16 protein-coding genes are annotated in these 16365 nt (G+C 62.5%); 8 read left to right on the forward strand and 8 right to left on the reverse strand.

The features are described from left to right. The first annotated feature begins 99 nt into the window (after window positions 1-99). Window positions 100-996 (forward strand): LysR family transcriptional regulator, encoded by an 897-nt coding sequence (locus tag BLJAPNOD_RS19660; RefSeq protein ID WP_115420879.1) that lies wholly within the window; start codon window positions 100-102, stop codon window positions 994-996. A gap of 3 nt (window positions 997-999) precedes the next feature. Here BLJAPNOD_RS19660 and BLJAPNOD_RS19665 read toward each other — a convergent pair whose 3' ends face one another. Together BLJAPNOD_RS19665 and BLJAPNOD_RS35650 are read right to left on the reverse strand one after the other, a co-directional pair. After that, window positions 1000-2274, reverse strand: a complete 1275-nt coding sequence (locus BLJAPNOD_RS19665) for a DUF3422 family protein (RefSeq protein WP_077504239.1) — start codon at window positions 2272-2274, stop codon at window positions 1000-1002. A gap of 17 nt (window positions 2275-2291) precedes the next feature. Beyond that, complete coding sequence (locus BLJAPNOD_RS35650; protein ID WP_171986903.1) at window positions 2292-2444, reverse strand: hypothetical protein; 153 nt, start codon at window positions 2442-2444, stop codon at window positions 2292-2294. A gap of 13 nt (window positions 2445-2457) precedes the next feature. On the opposite strand from BLJAPNOD_RS35650, the gene BLJAPNOD_RS19670 reads away from it, so the two are divergent. The 6 genes from BLJAPNOD_RS19670 (at window position 2458) to BLJAPNOD_RS19695 (ending at window position 8873) form a co-directional block, all read left to right on the forward strand. Further along, window positions 2458-3246, forward strand: a complete 789-nt coding sequence (locus BLJAPNOD_RS19670) for a FadR/GntR family transcriptional regulator (protein ID WP_244610973.1) — start codon at window positions 2458-2460, stop codon at window positions 3244-3246. A 205-nt stretch (window positions 3247-3451) separates the two neighbouring features. Then, entirely contained in the window at window positions 3452-3958 is a 507-nt protein-coding gene (locus tag BLJAPNOD_RS19675; RefSeq protein ID WP_077504241.1) for an NUDIX hydrolase, read from the forward strand. 114 nt (window positions 3959-4072) lie between these two features. Further along, window positions 4073-5578 carry an inorganic phosphate transporter gene (locus BLJAPNOD_RS19680; protein ID WP_077504242.1) on the forward strand — a complete coding sequence of 502 codons (1506 nt, stop codon included), beginning with the start codon at window positions 4073-4075 and terminating at the stop codon, window positions 5576-5578. Between the two features lie 11 nt (window positions 5579-5589). Next, a complete protein-coding gene (locus BLJAPNOD_RS19685) occupies window positions 5590-6327 on the forward strand; it encodes a 16S rRNA (uracil(1498)-N(3))-methyltransferase (protein WP_115420881.1) in 738 nt (245 codons plus the stop codon). Window positions 6328-6473: 146 nt separating this feature from the next. Further along, window positions 6474-7847: a glutamate--cysteine ligase gene (locus BLJAPNOD_RS19690; RefSeq protein ID WP_115420882.1), complete on the forward strand. Its 1374-nt coding sequence runs from the start codon at window positions 6474-6476 to the stop codon at window positions 7845-7847. A 198-nt stretch (window positions 7848-8045) separates the two neighbouring features. Then, window positions 8046-8873, forward strand: a complete 828-nt coding sequence (locus BLJAPNOD_RS19695) for a DUF937 domain-containing protein (protein WP_115420883.1) — start codon at window positions 8046-8048, stop codon at window positions 8871-8873. Between the two features lie 244 nt (window positions 8874-9117). On the opposite strand, the gene BLJAPNOD_RS19700 is transcribed toward BLJAPNOD_RS19695, so the two are convergent. Beyond that, the gene (locus BLJAPNOD_RS19700) at window positions 9118-9414 is read right to left on the reverse strand and encodes a DUF1127 domain-containing protein (RefSeq protein WP_115420884.1); all 297 of its coding nucleotides are present in this window, start codon (window positions 9412-9414) and stop codon (window positions 9118-9120) included. Between the two features lie 208 nt (window positions 9415-9622). On the opposite strand from BLJAPNOD_RS19700, the gene BLJAPNOD_RS19705 reads away from it, so the two are divergent. Then, the gene (locus BLJAPNOD_RS19705) at window positions 9623-10573 is read left to right on the forward strand and encodes a LysR substrate-binding domain-containing protein (RefSeq protein WP_025426032.1); all 951 of its coding nucleotides are present in this window, start codon (window positions 9623-9625) and stop codon (window positions 10571-10573) included. A 266-nt stretch (window positions 10574-10839) separates the two neighbouring features. On the opposite strand, the gene BLJAPNOD_RS19710 is transcribed toward BLJAPNOD_RS19705, so the two are convergent. The 5 genes from BLJAPNOD_RS19710 to BLJAPNOD_RS19730 form a co-directional block, all read right to left on the reverse strand. Then, a complete protein-coding gene (locus tag BLJAPNOD_RS19710) occupies window positions 10840-11715 on the reverse strand; it encodes a dienelactone hydrolase family protein (RefSeq protein WP_115420885.1) in 876 nt (291 codons plus the stop codon). A 141-nt stretch (window positions 11716-11856) separates the two neighbouring features. After that, window positions 11857-12885 carry an alcohol dehydrogenase AdhP gene (gene adhP / locus BLJAPNOD_RS19715; RefSeq protein WP_077504248.1) on the reverse strand — a complete coding sequence of 343 codons (1029 nt, stop codon included), beginning with the start codon at window positions 12883-12885 and terminating at the stop codon, window positions 11857-11859. 237 nt (window positions 12886-13122) lie between these two features. Further along, window positions 13123-13539, reverse strand: a complete 417-nt coding sequence (locus BLJAPNOD_RS19720) for an MAPEG family protein (RefSeq protein ID WP_115420886.1) — start codon at window positions 13537-13539, stop codon at window positions 13123-13125. Between the two features lie 107 nt (window positions 13540-13646). Continuing rightward, a complete protein-coding gene (guaB, locus tag BLJAPNOD_RS19725; RefSeq protein WP_077504250.1) occupies window positions 13647-15149 on the reverse strand; it encodes an IMP dehydrogenase in 1503 nt (500 codons plus the stop codon). Window positions 15150-15342: 193 nt separating this feature from the next. Beyond that, window positions 15343-16335 carry an MBL fold metallo-hydrolase gene (locus tag BLJAPNOD_RS19730; RefSeq protein WP_115420887.1) on the reverse strand — a complete coding sequence of 331 codons (993 nt, stop codon included), beginning with the start codon at window positions 16333-16335 and terminating at the stop codon, window positions 15343-15345. Between the last annotated feature and the right edge of the window lie 30 nt (window positions 16336-16365).

The raw sequence follows: 16365 nt of genomic DNA on the forward strand, positions 1-16365 counted from the left end.
TCCGCCCAGATGTCAATTGGTTCATTTTCTTTACCACTAGGACAGCCCCCTCGCAAATGCTATTGAGCTTCTCCATTTCGGAAACAATGGCAACGATTGATGACGAATTTAGGCGATCTTGAGATTTTTGCACGCGTCGTTTCCTCCGGCAGCATGTCGGCAGCGGGCCGGACGCTCGGATTTTCCCCGGCGGTCATCTCCAAACGGATCAAGCGGCTGGAAGATCGGCTGGGCACGCGGCTCCTGCAGCGCACCACCCGGCAGATCTCGCTGACCGAGGCGGGCCAGGGCTTCTACGACCGCGTGCTCGGCATCCTGACAGGCATTGAGGAGGCGGAAGCCTATGCGTCCGGGCGCTCGTCGCAGGCGCAGGGCGTGCTTCGCATTTCGGCACCGACATCCTTTGGACGCATGCATATCGCGCCACATCTGACCGGTTTCATGAAGGACCATCTGGACCTCAAGCTGCATATCGTCTTGACCGACGACTTTACCGATATCGTCGCCGACGGCTTCGACATGGCCGTGCGCATCGGCGAGCTTACCGATTCGAGCCTGGTGGCGCGCAAGCTGGCGCCGGTGCGCCGGCTGCTTTGCGCCTCACCCGATTACATCGCCCGCAACGGCGCGCCGAGCGAGATCAGCGACCTCGCCCGGCATTTCTGCCTGCCCGCCCACAACAACGACAACTGGAAGCTCGAAGGCCCCGAAGGCTCGCTCGTCTGGCATCCCGAGGGACCGCTTGTGACCAATTCGTCGGAGATCGTGCGGGCCGCGGTGATCGCCGGCGCCGGTATTGCGCTGCGGTCCACCTGGGATATCGGCCCGGAACTGCGCAGTGGCCAATTGGTACAGGTGCTGCCGCAATGGGAAGGTTCGAAGAACCTGACGCTTTCGGCCGTTTACCCGAGCCGGCAGTTCCTGCCGGCCAAGGTGCGCCTGTTCATCGATTATCTCGCCACGCTTTACGGGCCCGTCCCCTACTGGGAGCAGTAGACACTACTTGTGCTCACCGTCGCCGTGATGGTGGCGGATACGGCGAACGATGAGCCAGACGCCGGCCACCGCGAAGGGCACCGCAAGTCCGGTCAAAAGGCCGGGATCGATCGGCAGTTCGTGGCTGACGGCCTTGGCGAGATAACCGAACAGACCGACGACGTAATAGGAGATGGCGGCGACCGACAGGCCCTCGACGGTCTGCTGCAGCCGCAACTGCAGCTTCGCCCGCCGGTCCATCGAGTTCAACAGTGCGCTGTTCTGCCGTTCCAGTTCGACATCGACCCAGCTGCGCAGGAGCGCGGTGGCGCGCGCCAGCTTGCGCGACAGGTTCGCCTGCCGCTCTTCGACCGACTGGCACGTTCGCATCGCCGGCGCGAGCCGGCGCTCGAGAAAGGTGCCGATCGTCTCGTAGCCGGGGACGGCCGTTTCGGCGAGCGTGCGGATGCGTTCCTGCACGATGCCATAATAGGCGCGGCTCGCGCCGAAGCGATAGAGGCTGAGGGCAGCCCCTGCCTCCAGATCGGCTGCAAGCCTTGTGATCTCCGCCAGCATGTCGTCCGCCTCTTCGCGGACGTTTTCCTTCATGCGCTGGGTGATCGCCGTCAGGCCGTCTTCGGTGCGACGGATCTCCGGCGATAGCGACTGCGCCAGCGGCAGGCCGACCATCGCCAGCGTGCGATAGGTTTCGATATCGAGCAGACGCTGGATCAAGGCACCGGTTCCGGCCTCGGTCATACCGCGGTCGATCACCAGGATCTGCGTGAGGCCGTCGCCGTTCTGGCGAAAGTCCGTCACGAGGATCGCCTGGCCGTTCTTGGTCTCGCTGTAACAGAGGCTGGTCGGGTCGAAGACCTTGATCGCCTCGCGGGTTTCCGGAGAATCGGCCCGGATCTCCAGACGAATGCCCGAGATGAGCGAGCCGGGCGGCGAAAAGCCGTCGCCGAACGGGTGGATCTCCACCTCGCCGCCGAACCGTTCCGGCGCCGGGCCATCCCAGAAATAGGTCGAAAATTCCGTATGCCGCTCCCAGCGCAACGTGCCCTGCCCCCAGGCCATGGCATGATGGTTGGCATCGCGTCCGGGCGGGGCGATGCCGCGCGAGCGCGACAGTTCCGACAGAACCGCATGGTCGACGATCGAGCCGCCCTCGGTCATGAAGGCGAGCTGAAAGATCACGCGCGGCGTCGCCACCAGGGCGTAAGGCCGCGAATGGACCTCGCCCAGTGCCTGCGCCCGCATCGGCGCGACCGGAAATGCAAAACTTCCCTTAGCCATGAAGCGCTTTGTCCCCCTCACGCGTTCATCATCACTTTCTTATCAATCGAATGAGCAAAAGCAAAAGGACGCATTGCCGCAGTTTGACTTTTGTCAGGCTTGGCGGACCAAGGGGCGAAGTGGACAAGGAAATTGACCAGTTGACTGCCGATGCCTAGATTGCCGCGCATGGGAGACCCAAGCGTGACCGAAGACCAGATCGACCTCTATGCCCGCATCAGCCACAGCCGCACGGCGGACGAGGTGGTCCAGCAGATCGAGCTTCTCATCCTCGAAGGCATCCTGCGTGACGGCGACCGCTTGCCCGGCGAACGGGAATTGTCGAAGCGCTTTGACGTATCGCGGCCGATCCTGCGCGAAGCGCTGAAGGAACTGGAGACGCGCGGGCTCGTCGAAAGCCGCCACGGCGGCGGCACCTTCGTTGCCGATGTCGTCGGCGAAGTCTTCTCCAAGCCGCTGATCGAACTGATCGGCCGCCACCACAAGGCGACGCAGGACTATCTCGAATATCGCCGGGAGCTCGAAGGCCTCACCGCGGAGCTGGCAGCAAGCCGCGCCACCGACTTCGACCGCGACATCCTCACCCGCATCATCGAGCGCATGCGGACTGCCCACCGCGATGGCGATTTCAACGATGAGCTTGCCTCAGACGTCGAATTGCACCAGGCGATCGGCGAAAGTGCCCACAACATAATACTGATGCACACGCTGCGCGCCTGCTATCGGCTGCTGACGCAGGGGATCTTCTTTCACCGCAACTCGGTCTTCGATGCGCCCGGCGCGCGCGACCGGCTGCTCGCCCAGCATGAAGCGATCTACGACGCGATCATGGCCGGCGACCCGAAAGCCGCCAAGGCCGCAGCCCAAAGCCACATCGATTTTGTCGCAGCCTCCACCCGCGAGGCGGAGCGCACCGGCGAATGGGCACGCATCGCCCGGCTGCGGCTGCAGCAACGCGACCAGGCGAGCTGAAAGCCAGGCCAACGCCCGGCTGCCGCCCTGCTGGCAAAGCCGGCGCGAAGGCACCATATTCTGTCGCATAGGGACCACAGTTGGCAGCGAAGCTGACCGCATATCCGGCGGCCGACGCTGTGCGACATTTACACACAACGCGACGCTGGCATACTGGCCGGTAAACCTAGAGAACACTGATTCGCTAAGAGGAGAGCAAACGACCTTGAACTTCCTGAACCGGCTCGCATCCGATGTGCAGCTTATGCTGCGTCGACCGGCGCGCATGCAATATGCGGCGCTCTGTTACCGGGTTCGCAAGAAGTCCAAGGCGCTTGAGATTCTGCTGATCACCAGCCGCGACACCGGCCGCTGGGTCATTCCCAAGGGCTGGCCGATGCAGGGCAAGCGCGCCCACGAGGTGGCCGAGCGCGAAGCCTACGAGGAGGCCGGTGTCAAGGGCCGGGTCCAGAAGACGCCAGCCGGGTTCTATCTCTACAAGAAACGCATGGATCACGGCCTGAAGATTTCGGTCAAGGTCCAGGTGCATGCGCTCGAAGTCGACGACCTCTGCAAGCATTTCCCCGAAGAGGGCGTGCGCAAGCTGGAATGGGTCGGCTACGAAGAAGCCGCCAGTCGCGTCGCGGAACCGACACTGAAGGAGCTTATCCTCGCCTTCGGCCACCGCGTGGCGATCCCGCCCTCGCCGGCACCCAAGGCCGTCAACGGCTAGCCACCACCGGCGATATCTTCGGTCATTGTTTGCACAGCTTTGCAGACATCATCAATTCCGCTTGAAAGCGCTTCACGGTGGCAGTAGTGGCCATGGTGAAAAGGGAGACCACCATTGCCAAAGTCGCGCATGCGCCTTGAAAAGCAGACGCTCGACAAGGATCTGGACAAGTTCAGCCTTGCCGAGGAGGCGTCGCAGCAGGTGATGCGCGGCCTGGCCGCACCCGGCCTTGCCCTCCTGTTCCTCTTGCTCAGCATGGCCTTTGCCGCGAGCTTCGTCACGAACTCGGCCACCGCGCCGATCATCATCGCCGCAGCCGCGATCGCCGGCTACATGGCAATGAACATCGGCGCCAACGACGTCACCAACAACGTCGGTGCGGCCGTCGGCGCCAAGGCGATGTCGATGGTGACGGCGCTGACGATCGCCGCCGTCTTCGAAATCGCCGGCGCCATGCTGGCCGGCCGCCAGGTCACTCTGACCGTCGAGGCGGGCATCTTATACGGCGAGCATATTCTCGGGCCCCAGACCATCGTCTGGGTGATGATGGCGGCGCTGGCCTCGTCTGCCGTCTGGATCAATATCGCCACCTATTCCGGCGCACCGGTGTCGACGACCCATTCGATCATCGGCGGCATCGTCGGCGCCGGCATTGCGGCGGCGGGCGTCTCCAGCGTGCAATGGTGGACGCTTGCGGGGATTACAGCCAGCTGGTCGGTTTCACCAGTTCTCGGCGGCGTCATTGCCGCCGCCTTCCTTGCCTTCCTCAAGGAATTCATCATCTACCGCGAGGACAAGATCGCGTCGGCCCGACGCTGGATGCCGGTGCTTATGGGCGTGACGGCCGGCAGTTTCACCACCTATTTCGCCGTGATCGCGCTGGTTCAGGTTGCTGCGATCTCTTTGAAGGTGGGCTTCGGCCTCGGCCTTGTCGTCGGCATCGCCACCTATTTCCTCAGCAAGCCTTGGATCCGCCGCCAATCGGAGGGGCTGGACAATCGCAATCAATCGCTGCGCAAGCTGTTTCGTGCGCCGCTAATCCTGTCGGCCGCACTGCTCTCCTTCGCGCATGGTGCCAATGACGTCTCCAACGCCATCGGCCCGCTCGCGGCGATCGTCTCCGCCCTCGACGGCGTCATCACCACTGAGACGGCGCCGACGCCGCTTTGGGAACTGGCGATCGGCGCCCTCGGCATATCGCTTGGCCTGCTGCTCTACGGCCCACGCCTGATCCGCGTCGTCGGCCAGGAAATCACCCGCCTCAATCCGATGCGCGCCTTCTGCGTTGCGCTGGCAACGGCTGTCACCGTGTTGTTCGCCTCGGCCTTCGGCCTGCCGATCAGCTCGACCCATACGGCCGTCGGCGCTGTCTTCGGCGTCGGCTTCTTTCGCGAATGGTATACCCGGCACTCGAAGCGTCGCCTTGAATATGTGCGCCAGAAGACCGGCCAGACAGACTTCATGGGATCGTCCGAAACCAACTTTGCCGAAGTCCGCCGCCGCCGCCTGGTCCGCCGCTCGCATTTCCTGACGATTGTTGCGGCCTGGGTCATCACCGTTCCGGCATCGGCCGCGCTTTCGGCCGCCGTCTATTTCGTTCTTTCCGCCATTTTCATCTGAAGGTATTTCCCATGCGCGCCAATTTCCGCATGCAGCGTCTTTTCGTTGAGCACCCTCTCCAGGCTGGCTCGACACAGGAAGCCACCAAGGAGCAGTTCAACTATCTGATCAACGTGCTGCGCTACGAGGAAGGCGCCTCCATTCTCGTCTTCAACGGCCGTGACGGCGAATGGCGGGCCGAGCTTTCGCTTCCGACAAAGAAGCGCCTGATGCTGACCGCGGTCGAGCAGACCCGCCCGCAGCCGGCACCTTGCGATCTCGTCTACCTCTTTGCACCGCTCAAGGTCGGTCGTCTCGACTATCTCGTGCAGAAGGCCGTCGAAATGGGCGCGGGCGTATTGCAACCGGTGATGACGCAACACGTCCAGGGCAAGATCGGCAATCTCGATCGGGTGCGCGCCAATGTCGTCGAAGCCGCGGAACAGTGCGGCGTGCTCGGCATTCCCAGTGTGGAAGAGCCCCGCCGGCTTGAAGACCTGCTGCAGGGTTGGCCTGCGGATCGTCGCATCATTTTCTGCGACGAAGGCAGCGACAGCCAGAACCCGCTGCCGATCCTCGCCGGCATCAAGGAAAGGAAGCTGGCATTGCTGATCGGGCCCGAAGGCGGTTTTTCCGACAGCGAGCGGACCCTGCTGCGCACCCTCGATTTCGTCACCGCCATTCCACTCGGCCCCCGCATTCTCAGGGCCGATACCGCAGCGGTTGCGGCAATGGCCGTGATACAGGCAACAGTCGGTGATTGGCATTGACCGGTCGCCTGCGGCCAAGCGCGGCGCATACTTTTTTTGAATAGACCTTGAAAGAAATTGACTTGCACCGCACCTGATTACGGTTCAAGCAGCCACCATCCACTTCCGCTGACCGGCGGGAACCGCTCAAGCAAAAGAAGACGCTCATGGCCCGAGATACCACCGACCAGACGCCGGTAACCTCTGTCGCTGACCTGACCGCTTACCTCGCGGCGGGCTCGAAACCGGAGGAACGGTTCCGGATCGGAACGGAGCATGAAAAATTTGCCTTCTTTAAGGCGGACAACAGCCCTGTGCCCTATTTCGGCGACGCCAGCATCCAGGCGCTGCTCAACGGCATGGCCGCAAAGAGCGGCTGGGAACCGATCGTCGACGAGGGCAACATCATCGGCCTTGCCGAACATTCCGGCAATGGAGCGATCTCGCTGGAGCCGGGCGGCCAGTTCGAACTTTCCGGTGCGCCGCTCGAAAACCTGCACCAGACCTGCAAGGAATCGAACCAGCACCTTGCCGTTTTGCGCGAAGTTGCCGAGCCGCTCGGCATTCGCTTCCTCGGCATCGGCGGCAGCCCGAAATGGGCGCTTGCCGAAACGCCGCAGATGCCAAAATCGCGCTACGGCATCATGAGCCGCTACATGCCCAAGGTCGGCACCCAGGGTCTGGACATGATGTATCGCACCTGCACGATCCAGGTGAACCTCGACTTTTCCTCGGAAGAGGACATGCGCCGCAAGATGCAGGTATCCCTGAAGCTGCAGCCGCTGGCGACCGCTTTGTTTGCAAGTTCGCCCTTTACCGACGGCAAGCCGAACGGACTTCTGTCCTGGCGCGGCGATATCTGGCGCGACACCGACAACCAGCGAGCCGGCCTGCTGCCCTCGGCCTTTAGACCGGACTTCGGGTTCATCGACTATGTCGAGTGGGCGCTCGACGTGCCGATGTATTTCGTCGTTCGCGACGGTCACTATCACGACTGTACCCATGTCACGTTCCGCCAGTTCATGAACGGGGCGCTCAAGGGCGAGATTGCCGACTGGCAGCCGAACATGGGCGATTGGACCAATCATCTCTCGACGCTCTTCCCCGACGTGCGTCTCAAGCGCTTCCTGGAAATGCGCGGCGCCGATGGCGGCCCGTGGCGCCGGATCTGCGCGTTGCCCGCCTTCTGGGTCGGCCTGCTCTACGACGGCGAGGCGCTCGCGGCCGCCGAAGCGCTCACCCGCGACTGGACCTTCGAGGAGGTCGAGACCTTGCGTGACGCGGTGCCCGCCCAGGCACTCAACACAAAATTCCGTGCTGGCAGCCTCTACGATATCGCCCGCGAAGCGGTTTCCATCTCGCGCGGTGGCCTGAAACGGCGCAACCGTTTGAACGGCGACGGCATCGACGAAAGCCAATTCCTGGCGCCGCTCGACGAAGTGCTGGCCAAAAAGGCGACGCTCGCGGAGGATCTGCTGTCGCTCTACAATGGCCGCTGGAACGGCTCCGTCGATCCGGTCTTTGCCGAGTACCAGTACTGAGCCCGTAAGCTTGCCATTACAGCGCCGCGCGTCAGGCATGACGCGCCAAGGACGCTGTAACAGCTTAAAATTGCTGCATAATTTCGCCCTTAAATCAAACTCGATTTAAGGAATTATGCGGTAAAAAGCGGTTTCCCACCTCACATTTCCCGTTATAGTGCAACGACATGCGTCGTTTGGCCGAAGGGAACCCCGGAGATGGCACCGCTTTTTGATATGTTCACGCAGGCGCAGAACGGACAGGCCACGGAGCTGATGGCCCGGCAATTCGGACTGGCCCAGGAGCAGATGGCCAAGGCCACGGCCGCACTGCTGCCGGCCTTTTCCGCCGCCTTCAAGCGCAACACGACCAACCCTTACGACTTCGGCGCGCTGCTGACGGCGATGTCCAGCGGCAACTACGCCAAATATTTCGAGGACGTCAGCCAGGCGTTCACGCCGCAAGGCATGGCCGACGGCAACGGCATTCTCGGGCAGCTCTTCGGCTCCAAGGAAATGTCGCGCGCGATCGCGGCCCAGGCGGCCCAGGTCACCGGCATCAGCCAGGAGATCTACAAGCAGATGCTGCCGGCCATGGCCGATACGCTGATGGGCGGTCTGTTCAAGCAGGCAACCGGCCAGTTTGCCGGCGCGAATGCTGCCTTTGCCAACAACCCGATGGCGACGATGATGCAGCAGTGGATGGAGGCCTCCGGCCTTGCCAGGAAGCCGGAGCCGCAAGCCAACCCCTTCGACAATCCCTTTACCCAGGCGATGCAAGGCTTCTTCACCGCCGGCAAGAAGGAAGAAGCCGCCAAGGCACCCGACTTCTTTGCCGACAATCCTTTCCTGAAGGCCTTCCAGGACATGATGCAAACGGGCGCCAGCACCACGGCCAAGCCGGCTGCGGACAACCCTGCGGTCGCCCAGTTCTCGCAGATGATGAACAGCATGTTCGACAGCGGACTGGAGATGCAGAAAGAATATCAGAAGAACATCGAGGCGCTGTTCGACAGCTACAAATCCGGCACCGGCAACAAGGCCTGAGCCCGGGCGCCCCTCACACATTCAAACTGCGCGGATAAGAAAAAGGCCCGGTACATGTCTTGGTTCATGTACCGGGCCAAGCGGCAGGGTCTATTGGCTCTACCCTGCGGGGAACGTTTGGGCGCGCGATCGTAGCGGCAGCACCGAAACTTTCGAAACTCGGAGCATGATCCGCGTTGGCGGCAGCTTGCGCGGATCATGCTCGATTGGCGCACCTCAAGCGGCGGGATGCGCCATGGGGAAATCAGTCGTGGCGGACCCCCTTGTAGAAGAGGTTCACGCGGTTTCGCGACGCGCGCGTCAGATAGCTGGCGGGATTGTCGAAGAAGGGCGAGGTGATCGCCTCGCGGACATCTTCGCGCCGCAGCCCCATATCGAGCAGATGACGGTCGTCCAGCTCATTCAGGCGCGCGATTTCGCATCGATTTTTAAACAGGCGCCATGCAGCCGTCATCACGCCGACAACGCCAGTGGCACGGGAGGCAGAGGACTGCTTTCCTGCAACGAGGTCGAGATCGAGGACGTGGTCGGTCGTGCGCATGACGGTACTCCTTTTTCAGGCACGAAGAGACCCGTCCCCTGCGCGAGGTCATACGCAGGGGTGGGCCAGGGAACTTGAGATGAACCGGCACTTGTTGCCGGCCGGGATCAATGAAATTTGCCCCTGATAGATCGCAAATCCTTATTGATCAGTCCAACGAATGTTTTTAATGATATTCATCAAACAATCTTATGGATGTATCACGGCCATGTCCGCACCGCTTGATATCGATCAGCTGCAAACCTTTGTCGCGATCGCCGACACGGGCAGCTTCACCAAGGCCGCCGACCGGGTTTTCAAGACACAGTCGGCCGTATCCATGCAGATGCGGCGCCTGGAAGAGCGCATCGGCAAGCCGCTGTTCATGAAGGACGGTCGCGGCAACCGGCTGACCGTCGAGGGCGACCGGCTGCTCAATTTCGCCCGACGGATGATCCGCCTCAACAACGAAGCGATGGCCTCCTTCGACGACAATCGGCTGGAAGGCACCTTGCGCATCGGCACGCCGGATGACTACGCCGACCGCTACATGCCCGAGATCATCGTGCGGTTTGCCAAGACGCATCCGAACGTCGAGCTCTACATCATCTGCGAACCTTCGGTGGATCTGGCGGAAAAGATGGCCAAGGGCGATCTCGACATCGCGCTGGTCACGCACAATCCGCGTGCCCGTGCCTCGGACGTGGTGCGCACGGAGCCGCTCTGTTGGGTAAGCTCGATCAACCATCCACTACCGGAAAACGCGCCGATCCCGCTTGCGGTCGGCCGACGCGACTGCCAGTGGCGGCAGGCGGCCTGTGCAGCACTCGACGCGACCGGCAAGGAATACCAGATCCTGTTTACCAGCTGGTCGTCGACGGTCGTCGCCGCTGCCGTGCTTGCCGGCATGGCGGTTTCGGTTCTGCCGGAATCAGCCCTTCGTCCGGGAATGAAGGTGCTGACGCTTGCTGATGGCTTCCCGGCACTTGCGCCGGTACAGATCGGCATCATGAAGCGCCCGGGCCTTTCGCCGTCGCTGTCGAACGCGATCACCAACCACATCACCGCCTGCCTTGACAACATCACGCCGATCACCGTCAACGATGACATCGATGGCGATATCAAGGGCTTCCCGCGCTATCCGCGCCTGCGCCAAAGCCATATGCTTCCGGGCTGGTAAGCATCTCGGGACACAAAAAAGCGGCCGCGCATCCGATGGGACGCGCGGCCATATTAACGCGATCCAGAGCCCGGGAGGGAGGGCCGCCTGGTCCCTGCTCCGCATGTCCCGATCGGCCCGCAACCGTGCCGAGCCTGCCCGACCGCAAAACCGTGAGCGCCCCAACGCGCCGCGCGAACCCTTGCCCATCGTCCGGGTGGCTCAGCCTGGCGTGCGCAACGAGCACCTGACGGTGTTGCGGGAGCCGCCCGACGGGCATGTGCCGCTCAGGCGAGCTTCGCCTTCAGGAACTCCACGGTGCGGCTCCAGGCGAGGTCGGCTGCAGCCTTGTTGTAGCGGGCGGCCGACGTATCGTTGTTGAAGGCGTGGTTGACGCCGTCATAGACATCGATCGTCGCGTCCTTGCCATTGTCCGCCAGCGCCTTGCGATAGGCGTCGATGCCGGCATTGATGCGCTCGTCAAGGCCGGCATAATGCAAGAGCAGCGCGGCCTTGATCTTCGGTACGTCCTCAGCCTTGGCCTGGGCACCGTAATAGGCGACGCCGGCCTTGAGATCCGGTGAATTGACCGCAAGCCGATTGACCAGCCCGCCGCCCCAGCAGAAGCCGATCGCGCCGACCTTGCCGGTCGACTGCGCGTGCTGCTCGAGAAAGGCCACGGTTGCCACCGCATCCGCATTGGTTTCGCCGGCATCGAGCGCACCGATCATCTCGCGCGCCTTATCCTCGTCCGCCGGCGTGCCGCCCGATGGCGACAGGAAATCAGGCGCGAGCGCGATGAAGCCTTCAAGTGCCATGCGGCGGGCGACATCGCGAATATGCGGATTGAGCCCGCGGTTCTCGTGAATGACGATGACGGCCGGCAGCTTTCCCGTCATGTTTGCCGGGCGGACCAGATAGCCCTTCATGTCGCCATCGGCACCGGGATAGGAAATGTCCTCGCCGACGATGCGATTGTCGGTGTCGGCGACCACTTCGGCTTTGGCGCTGCTGGCGGCAAGAAGCGGTGCAATGGTTGCAGCGGCTGCAGCCGAGCCGGCAAGTCCCGTCAGCGTCTCCATGAACCGGCGGCGATCCAGACTGAGATGGGTGTACTCGTCGTAAGCGTCGATCATTGCCTGCGTGATGACAGGTTTGTTCATGACGGCCTCCTTCGGTTTCTTTCCTCAACGGCAGCCCAACGGGATACCGCCCGCGACAGAATAGGTCAGCGGACGGCTCCGGATATACAAACTTGCGTTACCGCGGATGGGTGGCCAAGGTCACACCTGGCGACCGAAACATCAGCTGTTGAGGTCCAGCACGATGCGGCCGTCGATCTTGCCTTCTTCCATGCGCTGGAAGATGGCGTTGATGTTTTCGATCTTGTCCCAGGTGAAGTGGGACGCGACCTTGCCCTCGCCGGCAAATTCCAGCGATTCCTCGAGATCCTGCCGGGTGCCGACAATCGAGCCGCGGATGGTGATGCGCTTCAGGACCGTATCGAAAATCGGCACGCACATCTGGCCCGGCGGCAAGCCGACAAGCGCCATCGTTCCCTTGGAACGCAGCATGTTGAAGGCCTGCTCCATCGCCTTGGGAGCGACTGCCGTCACCAGCGCGCCATGCACGCCCCCTGTCGCCTTCTGCACCTGCTCGACAGCATCCTTGTCACGCGCATCGACGACGAGATCGGCGCCAAGCTTTCTCGCCAGCGCCAGCTTGTCCGGGAAGATATCGACGGCGGCGACGTGCATGCCCATGGCCTTGGCATATTGAACCGCCATGTGGCCAAGGCCGCCGATGCCGGAGATCAGCGCCCATTCACCGGGGCGTACTTCGGTTTCCTTTAGCCCCTTGTAGACCGTGACGCCGGCGCAAAGGATGGGGGCCGCAGGCCCGAATTCGAGTTTGTCCGGCAGGCGGCCGACGTAATCCGGATCGGCGAGGCCGTATTCTGCAAAGGTGCCATTGACGGAATAGCCGGTGTTCTGCTGGCTGCCGCACAGCGTTTCCCAGCCGGTCCGGCACGGCGTGCAACCGCCGCAGGCGGTGTGCAGCCACGGCACGCCGACGCGGTCGCCTTCCTTCAGCCGCTTGACGCCGGCACCGAGCTTGGCGACATAGCCGACGCCCTCATGGCCCGGAATGAAGGGCGGATTGGGTTTGACCGGCCAGTCGCCGTTCACCGCATGCAGATCGGTGTGGCAGACGCCGGTCGCCTGAAACTTGATCAGCACCTGGCCGGGGCCGGGCTCCGGTATCGGCATTTCCTCGATCACGAGCGGCTTGCGGAATTCGCGCACCACGGCGGCTTTCATCGTTGCGGTCATCTCGATCTCCGATGCTGTCTGTTCGACGTCGATAGGCCCGAAGGCGCCGGCGACAGGGGCGACGCTAACAACAGCCAGACTATCCGCAAAGTAGTGACGGGCACTTGATACGCATCAAGGCGCGAAGTTCATCTTGGAAAGTGTCGCAGATCTGCGCCAGTCGTGCCGGAGCGACACGGGTGCCGGAAGCGCTACGCGCCGCGTGAGACGCGCAAGGGGCCGGAAGACATCAAGGTGTCAGCTATTCGCCATCCAGACGGAAAGCCAGATCCACATGCCGCCGAGCGTCGCGACGCCGGCCATGAACAGCGGGCGGCGGTAACGAATGCGGTTGCTGGTGACATGGACAAAGGCATGCAGATAGCGCGAGGCAATGAACAGCCAGGCGAGTACCAGCGAGACGATGTTATCCGCCTCGGTGATGTAGAGCAGCACGCAGCAGACGTGGAACAGCACCGGCAGTTCGAACTGGTTGGCGATGCTGTTGCGAACGACCAGGCTTTCGCCCGGCTCTTCGCGGTTCTCGCGAAACTGCGAGACTTGCACCTTGCCTGCCTTCACCAGTCCGACGCGGCGGAACGACAGGAGGGCATAGAGGACGAAAACGAGCAGCACATGCGCCACCATCGGCCAGAAGATCTCGAAGCCCGTCATCGTTCTTACTCCACTCGAAACAACCCACTCAGGATAGACAGAGGCGCCGGAAGGCGCCTCATATCAGGAACGGACGAGAGCGCCGGAAGGCTCCCCCGTGAAGATGCTTAGTGCGAACCCGGATAGTTCGGGCTCTCGCGGGTGATGGTGACGTCATGGGCGTGGCTTTCGCGAAGGCCGGCGCCGGAGATGCGCACGAAGGTGGCGCGTTCCTGGTAGTCCTTGATCGTCGCGCCGCCAACATAGCCCATCGAGGCCTTCAGGCCGCCAGCGAGCTGGTGCAGGACGCCGGAGACCGGACCCTTGTACGGAACCTGGCCTTCGATGCCTTCCGGAACGAGCTTCAGCGTATCGCGGACTTCCGCCTGGAAGTAGCGGTCGGCGGAGCCGCGGGCCATCGCGCCGACGGAACCCATGCCGCGATAGGCCTTGAACGAGCGGCCCTGGTAGAGGAAGACTTCGCCCGGGCTTTCGTCGGTACCGGCCAGCAGCGAACCGACCATGACGGCGGAAGCGCCGGCAGCGATCGCCTTGGCAAGGTCGCCGGAGAACTTGATGCCGCCATCGGCAATAACCGGGATGTCGGCCGCCTGAGCCGCTTCGACGGCAGCCATGATGGCCGCCAGCTGCGGAACGCCGACGCCGGCGACGATGCGCGTGGTGCAGATCGAGCCCGGGCCGATGCCGACCTTGACCGCATCGGCGCCGGCATCGATCAACGCCCTGGTGCCATCAGCGGTAGCGACATTGCCGGCCATGATGCGAACCGAGTTCGACAGCGTCTTGACGCGGGTGACCGCATCGAGAACGCGCTGCGAATGGCCGTGCGCGGTATCGACGACGATGAGGTCGACGCCGGCGTCGATCAGACGCTCGGCACGCTCGAAGCCGTCATCGCCGACGGAGATGGCGGCGGCGGCGCGAAGACGTCCCTGCGCATCCTTCGAGGCGTTGGGGTTCAGCTGCGACTTCTCGATGTCCTTGACCGTGATGAGGCCGACGCAGCGACCGTCGCCGTCCACAACGAGCAGCTTTTCGATACGGTGCATGTGCAGGAGGCGCTTGGCTTCCTGCTGGTCGACGCTTTCCTTGACGGTGATGAGGTTTTCACGCGTCATTAACTCGTAGATCTTCTGGTTCGGATCGGAGGCGAAGCGCACGTCGCGGTTGGTCAGGATGCCGACGAGACGGCCCTGCTTCTGGCCGCCATTGCCGCCGTTCTCGACGACCGGGATGCCGGAGATGCCATGCATCTTCATCAGGCCGAGCGCGTCGGCAAGCGTGCCGTCGGGACCGATGGTCACCGGATTGACGACCATGCCGCTTTCGAACTTCTTGACCTGGCGAACTTCTTCGGCCTGCTCGACCGGGGTCAGGTTGCGGTGGATGACGCCGATGCCGCCGGCCTGTGCCATGGCGATCGCCAGGCGTCCTTCGGTGACGGTATCCATGGCCGAGGACAGGATCGGGAGGTTGAGGTCGATATCCTGCGCAATGCGGGTCGAGATGTTCGTCTGTCCCGGCATGACTTCGGAATGCCCGGGCTGGAGCAGAACGTCGTCGAAGGTCAGAGCCTCCAGACCGGTTGCCGTTTCGATGATACGCGCCATGGCCAATTCCCTTCAATAACGAAAATCCCCGGGAAACGGGCTGCGATTTGCCCACCGGGTGACTTCAAAGCTTGTCTTGGAAGTTGGCGAGGGCTCGTAACACGGATATGTCAGGATGCAAATAGCAAAGCCCGGGAAATGTCCCGGGCTCCACCCATTGTTGTTGCAGAGCAACATTTCAGCCGTCAAAAGCTCAGATATCGAGCTGATAGCTCGCCGGCACGAAGCGATAACCCTGGTCCTTCATCTCGACGAAACCGACGGCGGGAAACGGCATGTGATAGCCGATGAAAGGCAGCCTTTCGCTCGCAATCATGTCGAAGACCTTGCGGCGCGAGGCGGCGGCCGCTGCCTTATCCATATCGAAGCGCACCTCCCAATCCGGTCGTTGCAGCGACAGGACATAATGATTGGCGGTATCGGCCGTCAGCATCATCGCCTTGCCGTCCGATTCGAGACGGAACACCATATGGCCGGGCGAATGGCCGAAGGCGGCGATCGCCGAAATGCCCGGAGCGACCTCAGCCCCATCGCCGATGAACGTGGCTTTCGCGGCAAGCGGCACCACCTTTTCCAGCACGCCCTTGTGACCGCCTTCTGCCGGCGTGCCGATCCGAGCCGGATCCTTCCAGAAGGCATACTCCGTTTCACCGATGATATAGCGGGCATTGGCGAAGGCCGGTTTGCCACCTTCCATCAGGCCGCCGATATGATCGCCGTGCATATGCGTGAGCACGACGGTCGACACGCCCTCGGGTGTGTAGCCGGCAGCACGGAGACCGTCGACGAGGCGGCCGGATCCGGCCTCACGCCCGCCCTCGCCCAGACCAGTGTCAAACAGGATGACTTCTGTGCCGGTATCGACAAGGACAGGCGAATAGCTGTTGACCAGCCTATCGCTCGGCAGAAAATTCTGCGCCAGCAGATCGGCGACTGCCTGTTCCGACTGGTTGGTACCGTAGGTCTCGTGCGGCTTGGGAGAAACGCGCATGCCGTCGCATATCACCACGACCCTGAACGCGCCGAGTTTCAGCGCCCGAATGGGCGGTTGTGCTGGTTGCATGTTCTGATTGTCCGCCTTTTCCTGGGCCACTGCGAACCCGGTGATGATTGAGGGCGCCGCCAATACACCCATTGTCGACGCCGTCATCAAGGTGCGGCGCTTCATCGACATGTCGCTCGTCATCATTTTCTCCCGCTATTGACTGCCTCTCGT

Origin of the sequence: Ensifer sp. M14 (assembly GCF_003355565.1) — a bacterium.
In the GTDB taxonomy this organism is placed as follows: Bacteria; Pseudomonadota; Alphaproteobacteria; order Rhizobiales; family Rhizobiaceae; genus Ensifer.